The sequence below is a fragment of the Candidatus Methylomirabilota bacterium genome (assembly GCA_035936835.1).
In the GTDB taxonomy this organism is placed as follows: Bacteria; Methylomirabilota; Methylomirabilia; order Rokubacteriales; family CSP1-6; genus AR37.
In genome coordinates this window covers 37,347-47,107 of record DASYVT010000122.1, presented here as the reverse complement: position 1 = coordinate 47,107, position 9,761 = coordinate 37,347, and the positions used below count along the sequence as shown (strand labels likewise).

At 69.5% G+C, this 9,761-nt stretch carries 10 protein-coding genes; all 10 read left to right on the top strand.

Annotation, left to right across the window (positions count from 1 at the left end; all coding sequences use genetic code 11):
- The first annotated feature begins 76 nt into the window (after positions 1–76).
- The 10 genes from argS (at position 77) to VGV06_10175 (ending at position 9,759) form a co-directional block, all read left to right on the top strand.
- Positions 77–1,750, top strand: coding sequence for an arginine--tRNA ligase (gene argS, locus VGV06_10220; GenBank protein HEV2055532.1), 1,674 nt, complete (start codon positions 77–79; stop codon positions 1,748–1,750).
- A gap of 32 nt (positions 1,751–1,782) precedes the next feature.
- Positions 1,783–2,466 (top strand): SPOR domain-containing protein, encoded by a 684-nt coding sequence (locus VGV06_10215; GenBank protein ID HEV2055531.1) that lies wholly within the window; start codon positions 1,783–1,785, stop codon positions 2,464–2,466.
- Positions 2,467–2,490: 24 nt separating this feature from the next.
- A complete protein-coding gene (hpt, locus tag VGV06_10210) occupies positions 2,491–3,027 on the top strand; it encodes a hypoxanthine phosphoribosyltransferase (GenBank protein ID HEV2055530.1) in 537 nt (178 codons plus the stop codon).
- 70 nt (positions 3,028–3,097) lie between these two features.
- On the top strand, positions 3,098–4,912 hold the full coding sequence (gene ftsH, locus VGV06_10205) for an ATP-dependent zinc metalloprotease FtsH (GenBank protein ID HEV2055529.1): 1,815 nt from the start codon (positions 3,098–3,100) through the stop codon (positions 4,910–4,912).
- Between the two features lie 64 nt (positions 4,913–4,976).
- Positions 4,977–5,852 (top strand): dihydropteroate synthase, encoded by an 876-nt coding sequence (gene folP / locus VGV06_10200; protein ID HEV2055528.1) that lies wholly within the window; start codon positions 4,977–4,979, stop codon positions 5,850–5,852.
- Positions 5,853–5,854: 2 nt separating this feature from the next.
- Positions 5,855–6,679 (top strand): diadenylate cyclase CdaA, encoded by an 825-nt coding sequence (gene cdaA / locus VGV06_10195; protein ID HEV2055527.1) that lies wholly within the window; start codon positions 5,855–5,857, stop codon positions 6,677–6,679.
- Positions 6,680–6,821: 142 nt separating this feature from the next.
- A complete protein-coding gene (locus tag VGV06_10190; protein HEV2055526.1) occupies positions 6,822–7,199 on the top strand; it encodes a CdaR family protein in 378 nt (125 codons plus the stop codon).
- Positions 7,199–8,548, top strand: a complete 1,350-nt coding sequence (gene glmM / locus VGV06_10185; protein HEV2055525.1) for a phosphoglucosamine mutase — start codon at positions 7,199–7,201, stop codon at positions 8,546–8,548. The genes VGV06_10190 and glmM overlap by 1 nt, the downstream gene beginning before the upstream one ends.
- A 10-nt stretch (positions 8,549–8,558) precedes the next feature.
- On the top strand, positions 8,559–8,975 hold the full coding sequence (gene acpS, locus VGV06_10180; GenBank protein ID HEV2055524.1) for a holo-ACP synthase: 417 nt from the start codon (positions 8,559–8,561) through the stop codon (positions 8,973–8,975).
- Between the two features lie 64 nt (positions 8,976–9,039).
- A complete protein-coding gene (locus VGV06_10175) occupies positions 9,040–9,759 on the top strand; it encodes a hypothetical protein (protein HEV2055523.1) in 720 nt (239 codons plus the stop codon).
- Positions 9,760–9,761: the final 2 nt, after the last annotated feature.

The window sequence follows — 9,761 nt, the reverse complement described above, 5'->3', positions numbered from 1 at the left end:
GCGGCTCCGCGAGAGCCGGGGCGTATTATTAATCGACGCCGCCACGTGCGGCGATTCGTGTCTTAACGAGCCGGGAATGCATGACACCATCACCGACCACTTGGCGACAGCGTTGAGAGAAGCGCTCACCGGCGCGGGCCTGCCCGTTCCGGACGACATTGTATGGGACGTTCCGAGAGAGGAGGCGCACGGCGACTACGCCACCAACGTCGCCATGACGCTGGCGCGCTCCGCGAAGAAGGCGCCGCGACAGATCGCGGAAGCCATCGCGAGCCACTTTCCCAAGCGCGGGCTCGTGGACCGGCTCGAGATCGCGGGGCCGGGCTTCTTGAATGTCTTCCTCGCGCCGGACTGGTGCGCCGAGTCGCTCAAGGGCATTCTCGCGGCCGGTGACACGTACGGCACGAGCGCGGCGGGCCGGGACACGCGCTTCCTCCTCGAGTTCGTGTCGGCCAATCCGACGGGCCCCCTGGTCATCGTCAACGCCCGGGCCGCGGCGGTGGGCGATGCGCTCGCGCGCATCCTCCGTTCGCAGGGCCATGACGTCGAGCGCCAGTTCTACGTCAACGACGCCGGCAACCAGTTCGAAGCGCTCGCCCGCTCGGTGGACGTGCGGCTGCGCCAGTCCCTGGGCGAGTCGGCCGAGCTGCCGGAGAACTCGTATCCGGGCGAGTACCTCGTGGACCTCGTCAAGGACTGGATGGCGGCGGATGCCGAGGGCACGCGCGCCATGGTAAAGACGCCGGAGGCCGAGCGCGTGGAGCTGCTCGGACGCAAGGCCGTCGCGGCCCTTGTGGCGCGCCAGCGCCAAGTCCTCGAAGCCTACGGGACGAAGTTCGACAGCTGGACGCATGAGCAGGATGACGTGCGGCGCCCGAATCTGGCGGACAAGGCCATCGCGGCGCTCGCGGCGGCCGGCCACACCTTCGAGGAGGACGGGGCGCTCTGGTTCCGCTCGACGGCCTTCGGCGACGACAAGGACCGCGTGCTGCGGAAGTCGGACGGCGAGCTGACGTACTTCGCCGTGGACATCGGCTTTCATCACTTCCTGAAGTTCAAGGAGGCTCGCGCCGACGTCGTCATCGACTTTCTGGGACCCGACCACCACGGCCACGTCGCCCGGATGAAGGGGGCCATGCAGGCCCTCGGGCACGCTCCCGAGTGCTTCGAGGTGCTGATCGTCCAGCTCGTCACCCTGCTCCGCGACGGCCAGCCCGTGCGTATGTCGAAGCGGCGCGGCGAGTTCGTGTTGATGGAGGAGCTGATCGAAGAGGTCGGCACGGACGCCGCGCGCTTCACCTTCCTCACGCGCCGGCACGACAGCCCGCTCGACTTCGACCTGGCCGTGGCGACGCGGCAGTCCGCCGACAACCCGGTCTTCTACGTCCAGTACGCGCATGCGCGCGTCGCGAGCCTGTTCCGGATGGCCGCGGAGCAGAGGGTTCCGCTGCCCCCGTGGGACGAGGTCGACTTCCGGCCGCTGAGGCTGCCGGTGGAGCAGAGCCTGATCAAACGCCTCCTCCAGTACCCGGGAACCGTGGCGGGAGCGGCGCGCGCCCGCGAGCCCCATCGCATCGCCTATTACTTGAGCGAGATCGCGGGCCTCTACCACCCGTACTACAAATCCCATCGCGTGATCACTGAGGAGAGGGCACTGACGCTCGCGCGCCTCGGCCTGTCTGCCGCCGTGGGGCAGGTGGTGCGCAACGGCCTCGGCCTTTTGGGCGTCTCGGCTCCGGAGGCCATGTGAGTCCCGCCCGCCCGGCGTCACCGCGAGGCCGCGTGAAGAGCGGGCCCGGTTCACTCCAGTGGATCGCCCTTTTCACCGCGGGCGCCGTCATCATGGGGCTGACGTTCACGCTTGGCGTGCTCGTGGGACGCCAGTGGAGCCGCCCTGCCGCCGCGGCCAGCGCTGACAGCGTCGCGAGGAAGACCGTGCCGCCCGGCAAGCGGGGCGGCCTGTCGGCCGCCGCCGTCGAGCCGCCGACCCAAGTCGACCAGAAGCTCACCTTCTACCAGACGCTCACCGCGCCGCTGGGCCGCGGCTCTGCCGACGCTTCGCAGCATCCCGAGGCCAAGGTCCAGTTCGCTCCTGAGCCCGTGCGTGCCGAGCCGCCACCGCCGCCCTATCCGTACACGAGTCGCGGGGAAACCTTCGTCGAGAAGCCCGCGGCGCCGGAGGCCGAGGCGGCGCCCCCGCGGGCGCAGGCGGACGCGGCCGGCCTCTGGTCCGGCCTCTGGTCAGTGCAGGTCGCGGCCTTCAAGACGCAGGGGCAGGCGGCCTCGGTCCACAGGCAGCTCAGGGAGGCAGGCTTCGACGCCTACATCGCGCCCGCCGTCGCGAGCGACGGCCAGACGAACTACCGCGTCCGCGTCGGCACCTTCAAGAGCAAGGCCGAGGCCCAGCGTATGGTCGAGCGGGTGCGTGGCGAGCGTTCCCTGGCCGCTTTCGTCACTCCCAGGTAGGCCGCCCCGAAGGTAGGAGACCCAATGCCCCAGGGCCCCGGCCGGGTGCTCATCTCCCGCGAGGAGATCGCCGTCCGGGTTGGCGAGCTCGGCCATGCCATCGCTCGCGAGCACGCCAGGCACGTCCCGCTGCTGGTGGGGGTGCTCAAGGGCGCGGCAGTGTTCATGGCTGACCTCATCCGCGCCATCCCCGCGCCCATTGCCATGGACTTCATGGGCGTATCCTCGTACGGCCCCGGCACGCGCTCGTCCGGCGCCGTGCGCCTGACGGCGGACCTGTCGGTGTCCATCGAGGGGCGGGATGTCGTCATCGTTGAGGACGTCGTGGACAGCGGCCGGACGCTCGATTATCTGCGGCGCAACCTGGAGACGCGGCACCCACGCAGCCTCCGGGTCTGCGCGCTGCTCGACAAGGTCGAGCGCCGCCAGGTCGACGTGTCGCTCGACTACGTGGGGTTCGCCATCCCGGACAGGTTCGTGCTCGGCTACGGCTTCGACCTGGGTGGCCTCTACCGCGGCCTGCCGGACATTCACGTCCTGGAGGACCTTCCGGGGGCCTAGCCATGACCGGGGGTCCGGATAGCCCTCTGGCGGGTAGCCCTCTGGACCCCTGTGCTATACTCAAAACGCTATGAATTCGCCGTTCTACAAGAACCTCGCCCTCTGGATGGTGATCGGCCTCATCGTCATTGTCCTGTTCAACGTTTTTCAGGCGAGCCAGCCCTCGCGCGACAAGCTTATCTTCTCCGACTTCCTCAAGCGCGTCGAGCAGGGTGAAGTCAGGGAAGTTCTGATCCGCGGCAAGTCCGTCACCGGCAAGCTCGCCGACGGCAACACGTTCCGCACGTTCACGGCCGACTATCCCGACCTGATCAAGGCGCTCAAGGACAAGGGCGTCAAGATCGCCGTCGAGCCCGAGGACAGCAACCCCTGGTACGCCTACCTGCTCCAGTGGGTGCCCATGCTGCTCTTCATAGGGGTCTGGATCTTCTTCATGCGGCAGATGCAGGGCGGCGGCGCCAAGGCGCTGTCCTTCGGCAAGGCGCGCGCGCGGCTCATCTCGGAGAAGCAGAACAAGATCACCTTCCAGGACGTGGCGGGCGTGGAAGAGGCCAAGGAAGAGCTGCGCGAGATCATCGAGTTCCTCAAGGATCCGCCCAAGTTCCAGAAGCTCGGCGGCAAGATCCCGAAGGGCGTGCTGCTGGTCGGCCCTCCCGGCACGGGCAAGACCCTTCTCGCGAAGGCGATCGCGGGTGAGGCCAACGTCCCGTTCTTCTCGATCTCGGGGTCCGATTTCGTAGAGATGTTCGTCGGTGTCGGCGCCTCCCGCGTGCGCGACCTCTTCGAACAAGGCAAGAAGCACGCGCCCTGCATCATCTTCATGGACGAGATCGACGCCGTGGGCCGTCACCGCGGCGCGGGTCTGGGCGGCGGCCACGACGAGCGGGAGCAGACGCTGAACCAGCTCCTGGTCGAGATGGACGGCTTCGAGACCAACGAGGGCGTGATCCTGATCGCCGCGACCAACCGCCCGGATGTGCTCGACCCCGCGCTGCTCCGTCCCGGCCGCTTCGACCGCCATGTGGTGGTGGCGCGGCCCGACGTCAAGGGGCGGGAGGAGATCCTCAAGGTCCACACACGCCGCGTCCCGCTCGCGCCGAAGGTGGATCTGATGGTCCTCGCGCGCGGCACGTCGGGCTTCTCGGGTGCCGACCTGGCAAACCTCGTCAACGAGGCGGCGCTGCTGGGGGCGCGGCAGGACAAGAAGTCCGTCGAGATGATCGACTTCGAGAACGCCAAGGACAAGGTGCTGATGGGCGTGGAGCGGCGCTCCATGATCATCCCAGAGGCCGAGAAGCGGACAACCGCCTATCACGAAGGCGGCCACGCGCTCGTGGCCTACCTCCTGCCGGGTGCCGACCCGCTGCACAAAGTGACGATCATCCCGCGCGGGCGGGCGCTCGGCCTCACGATGCAGCTGCCGACCGACGACCGCTACAGCTACTCCAAGGAGTTCCTGGTCAACCAGGTCATTATTCTCCTGGGCGGGCGCTCCGCCGAGGAGCTGGTGTTTCAGCAGCAGACCACCGGCGCCGGCAATGACCTCGAGAAGGCGACCGAGATGGCGCGCAAGATGGTCTGCGAATGGGGCATGTCCGACAAGATGGGGCCCCTCACCTTCGGCAAGGCCGAGGAGCACGTCTTTCTGGGCCGCGAGATGTCGCGCCCGAAGGACTACAGCGAGGAGACGGCCGTCCTCATCGACTCGGAGATCAAGCGCATCGTGACGGACTGCGCGTCGCGCGCGCGGCAGCTCCTCGAGTCGAACCTCGAAAAGCTCCACGTGTTGGCGCGCGCGCTCCTCGAGCGCGAGACCCTCGACGGCGAGGAGATCAACCGGCTGCTGCTCGCCCGGCCGTTCCAGGAAGCCCCGACGCCCGCCTGATTCACGCTTTTTTCCTCAGCATTTCGATACCATTGGCCTCGGCGTCAATGGTATTTTTATTGGCGTGACCACCCCCATCCGAGCGGCTCTGGCAGGCGTGCATCTCGGCGACGGCGTCTCCGTGGCCGTGATGGGCGCGCTCAACGTCAGCCCCGGCTCCTTCTACGCGGGCTCGGTGGTCACGGGGGGCGACGACCTCCTGCGTGCTGCCGAGCGCATGGCGCGCGAAGGCGCGGCTCTCCTCGACGTGGGGGCCATGTCCACGGCCCCCTACCTGTCGGGCTCCATCTCCGCCTCCGAGGAGGCCGAGCGCCTCGCGTGGGCGGTGGGGATTCTGGCCTCGAAGCTCGAGGTGCCCGTCTCGGCGGACACGAGCCGCGCGGAGCCGGCGCGGGCCGCTCTCGAGGCTGGGGCCGCGATCATCAACGACGTCCGCGGTCTTACTGCCGATCCCGCTCTCGCCCCCCTGGTCGCCAGGGCGGGGGCTGGCGTCATCCTCATGGCGTCGGAGCGGGGCGGCGCCAAGGGGCAGGGCCCTGTAGACGCCGTCATGGACCTCCTTGAGGAGAGCCTGCGCATCGCCACCCAGGCGGGTATCCCCGAAGAGCGCATCGTGGTGGATCCCGGCATCGGCTTCTTCAGGCGGCGCGGTCTCGCCTGGCACGAGTGGGACTGCGAAATCTTGGCCGGCCTCGGGCGGCTGCGCGACCTCGGTCGGCCGATCTGCATCGGCGTCTCGCGCAAGTCCTTCGTGGGAGAGATTGCCGGCGAGGCCGATCCCGGCCGGCGCCTGCCCGGATCCCTGGCCGCCGCGGTGGCGGCGGTGCTGGGCGGCGCCCACCTGGTCCGCGCCCACGACGTTGCAGATACCGTCCAGGCCGTGCGCGTCGCCGAAGCCATACGCCGCTCCCCCATACGCCGTTCCCAAGGCGACGCCTGAGCATGTGGCCGGCGCTGCAGGCCTTCCGGGTGCGGGACGCGATTGACATCTTCCTGGTCGCGCTCGTCCTTTACCGTGTCTTCGTCATGTTCAAGGAAACGCGGGCCGTCCAGATGCTGCTCGGGCTCGCCGCCCTCATGGCCGCCTCGTTCCTCGCCCACCGGTTCGAGCTGTACGGCACCAGCTGGATCCTCGACAACTTCTGGTCCTTCTGGGTGCTCGCCCTCATCGTGCTCTTCCAGCCCGAGCTGCGCCGCGCGCTGGCGCAGGTCGGCCAGAACCCGTTCTTCCGCGTGGTGACGCGGGCGGGACGGGAGCAGCAGAGCCACCTGCTCGACGAGGTGGTCAAGGCCGCCCAGTCCCTGGCCGGCAAGCGCATCGGCGGCCTCGTGGTCCTGGAGCGGGCGACGGGGCTGCGCAACTACGTCGAGCTCGGCGTGCCGCTCGACGCCCTCGTTTCGGCCGATCTGCTCGAGAGCCTCTTCCTTCCGTACTCGCCGCTGCACGACGGTGCCGTCTTCATCCGCGGCGGGCGCATCGCCGCGGCGGGCGGCTTCCTGCCGCTCTCCCGCAACGCGCAGCTCGGGCGCACGATGGGTACGCGGCACCGCGCGGGGCTCGGGCTCAGCGAGGAGACCGACGCCGTCGTGCTGGTGGTCTCTGAGGAGAGCGGCCGGATCTCGCTGGCGGTCGAGGGCCGCATGGAGAGCCCCCTGGACTCCGATGCCCTCCGCCGGCGCCTGGCCGAGTTCTTCTCCCTCGAGGCCGCTCCGCTGCCGGCCGACCAGCCCTGGTGGGAGCCGGCCCGCGGATGGCTCCGCAAATGACCTGCCAAACGATGTGGTCCGCCACAGACCAGCCGACCCAGGCGGTGGGGGGGTCTGGGGGAGGAGCGCTGCCCGCGTCGCGGATGATCAGTGCGGTGGGGGGGTCTGGGGGAGGAGCGGCGCCGCTCCCCCCCAGAACCGGATGATCGCTGTCCTGACGCGCCACTGGGAGCTCAAGCTCCTGGCCCTGGCCTTCTCCGCGGGGCTCTGGGTCTTCGTCATGACCTCCGAGAAGACCAATCTCGTCGTCTCCCTGCCGCTCGAGCTCGACTCGGTGCCGCCGGGGCTCGTCGTGACGGGCGAGAGGCCCGAGAGCGTCGAGGTGCAGCTGCACGGATTGAGATCCGCGCTCTCGCGCATGTCGCCCGAGTCCCTCCGGGTGAGGGTGAGCCTGGCCGGCGCCGGCCCCGGTGACCTCGTGGTCAGCCTGGGAGCCGAGCAGATCGTCGTGCCCCCCGGTGTGAGCGTGCTGCGCGTGAATCCTGCCGTCGTGCGCGTGGCGCTGGCCCGCAGGCGCTGATGGGCCGCCTCTTCGGCACCGACGGCATCCGCGGCGTCGCCAACGAGGAGCCGCTGACGACAGAGCTGGCCTTCCGCCTCGGACGCCAGCTCGTGGCGACGCTTCTCGAGCATCACGGTGTGACGAAGGTCCGCCTTGTCGTGGGGCGAGACACGCGGCTGTCGGGGCCCATGCTCGAGGGAGCGCTCGTCTCGGGGGCGCTGTCGGCGGGGGCGGATGTCTTCGCGGTGAACGTGCTGCCGACGCCCGGCATCGCGTATCTCACGCGAAGCCTCGAGGCCCACGGCGGCGTGGTGCTCTCGGCGTCCCACAACGCCTTCCAGGACAATGGCATCAAGATCTTCTCTTCCGAGGGCGCCAAGTTTCCCGACAGCTGGGAGGATGAGATCGAGGCGCGCCTGGGCAGCCCGGACGTCGCCCCGAAGCCCACGGGCGCCTCGGTCGGACGCCTGGTCCACTACGATCGGGCCGAGGCCGAGTACATTGCCCACGCGCGCCAGACCTTCCCCTTCGACCTGGGCAACGTCACGCTGGCTCTTGATTGTGCCCACGGCGCCACCAGCCGCGTCGCCCCGCGGCTCTTCCGTGCCCTCGGCGCCAAGGTCTCTGTCCTGGCCGCGAAGCCCGATGGCCTCAACATCAACCGCCTCTCGGGTGCCCTGCACCCCGAGCGGCTCCAGCGCCGCGTGCGGGCCGCGGGCGCGGACCTGGGGTTGGCGTTCGACGGCGACGGCGACAGGCTGATCACCGTGGACGAGACGGGGGAGATCCGCGACGGCGACTACGCCCTCGCTGTCTGCGGCCGGCACCTGGCGGCGAGCGGCCGGCTCAAGACCGGCACCGTGGTGACCACGGTCATGGCCAACCTGGGTCTCGACAAGGCGCTGGCCGAGGTGGGCATCCGGACGGTGAAGACGCAGGTGGGCGACCGCTACGTCCTCGAGGAGATGGTCAAGACCGGCGCCAACCTGGGAGGCGAGCAGTCCGGGCACCTCCTCTTCCTCGACCACACGCCCACGGGCGATGGCATCGTCTCGGCGCTCCAGCTCCTGGCCGTGATGCGCGAGACCGGGCAGCCGCTCTCGGCGCTGGCATCCTGCATGACCAAGTGTCCGCAGGTGCTGGTCAACGTCCGGGTGCGTGAGAAGCCTCCGCTCGAATCCATTCCGGGCCTCGCCGACCGCCACGCGGCCCGCGCGCGCGAGCTGGGCGCGGCGGGGCGCATCCTCCTCCGCTACTCAGGCACGGAAAACCTGGCTCGCGTCATGATCGAGGGCGAGGACAGGGCGCGCATCGAGAGCATCGCCTCGGAGCTGTCGACCATCATCAGGAAGTCGATCGGAGCATGACGGAGGTCCCATGACGGAGGTCAAAGGCATCGGCGTCGACCTGGCGCAGATCTCGCGCCTCCGCCGCGTCGTCGAGCGCTGGAGCGATCGCTTCCTTCAGCGCGTTTTCACCGAGGCGGAGATCGCCTACTGTCGCAGGCGCCGCGACCCCATTCCCCACCTGGCAGCGCGGTTTGCGGCCAAGGAGGCGACGCTCAAGGCGCTCGGCACGGGCCTGCGCATGGGCGTCAACTGGCGCGAGCTCGAGGTCCGCCGCGAGCCCGGCCAGGCGCCGACCATGGTGCTGACGGGGCGCTCGGCGGCCATCGCGCGCGCCAAGGGCGCCTCGCGCGTGCTGCTCTCGCTTACCCACGACGGTGACTACGCCATGGCCCAGGCCATGCTCGTGGGAGACCTGCCGGATGCCGGGGCGGGCCACAGCACCTAGCGTCGTACTTGGCCTCGCGCTCTGCCTGTCCGGCTGCGCGGGGCTCATCGGGGGGAAACAGCCCGTGTCCGTAGGCGATGCGCCGCGCCCGACCCTGCCGGGGCAGGGCAGCTTCCCAGGCCAGGGCAGCTTCAATGTCCAGAAGGGCCGCCCGGGTTACGTCATCGGGGCCCCTCACGGCACCACCGACACCGCCACCGACCTGATCGGCCTCGAGCTCGCGCGCAGCACCGGCTTCGGCGCCGTTGTCGCCACGGGCTTCGGCAAGCTCGACGCCCAGGGGCGTCGCTACAACGTCAACCGCCCGACTGAGAGCGTGGCGGGCGATCCGCCGCGCTCGGAAGGGGAGACCGAGGCCGCCCGGCGCGTCTACGACAGCTACGGCCGCTCGGTCGCCGAGGCTGCCCAGGGGCCGCTGCGCTTCTACGTCGAGATCCACGGCAACGGCCACCAGGATACGGCCTCGCGTGTCGAGATCGCCACGGTCGGCCTCACCCTGGAGGAGGCCTGGCGGCTCAAGACCCTCCTCGAGCTCGTGCGGGACGCCCATCTGCGCAGCCAACCCGAAGCGCCGAAGCTCGAGATCTTCGTCGAGCCCGTGGATACGCTGCGCTACAGCGCGTCGGCTTCCAAATCGGGCGGCCTCCTCGGCCGCTCGGAGAGGTCGCTGCACATCGAGCTGCCGATGTCGGTGCGCACGACCTACCGAGACGCCTACACGGCCATGCTCGGGGACTTCCTGACCCAGTGGGCCGATCTCCAGGCCTCCACGCGAGGCAAGTAGCG

What these genes read in the sequence shown, in the direction of transcription:
- argS (HEV2055532.1), top strand. Translation starts at nt 77, where the DNA reads ATGCATGACACCATCACCGACCACTTGGCGACAGCGTTGAGAGAAGCG.
- hpt (HEV2055530.1), top strand. Translation starts at nt 2,491, where the DNA reads ATGCCCCAGGGCCCCGGCCGGGTGCTCATCTCCCGCGAGGAGATCGCC.
- ftsH (HEV2055529.1), top strand. Translation starts at nt 3,098, where the DNA reads ATGAATTCGCCGTTCTACAAGAACCTCGCCCTCTGGATGGTGATCGGC.
- cdaA (HEV2055527.1), top strand. Translation starts at nt 5,855, where the DNA reads ATGTGGCCGGCGCTGCAGGCCTTCCGGGTGCGGGACGCGATTGACATC.
- VGV06_10190 (HEV2055526.1), top strand. Translation starts at nt 6,822, where the DNA reads ATGATCGCTGTCCTGACGCGCCACTGGGAGCTCAAGCTCCTGGCCCTG.
- glmM (HEV2055525.1), top strand. Translation starts at nt 7,199, where the DNA reads ATGGGCCGCCTCTTCGGCACCGACGGCATCCGCGGCGTCGCCAACGAG.
- acpS (HEV2055524.1), top strand. Translation starts at nt 8,559, where the DNA reads ATGACGGAGGTCAAAGGCATCGGCGTCGACCTGGCGCAGATCTCGCGC.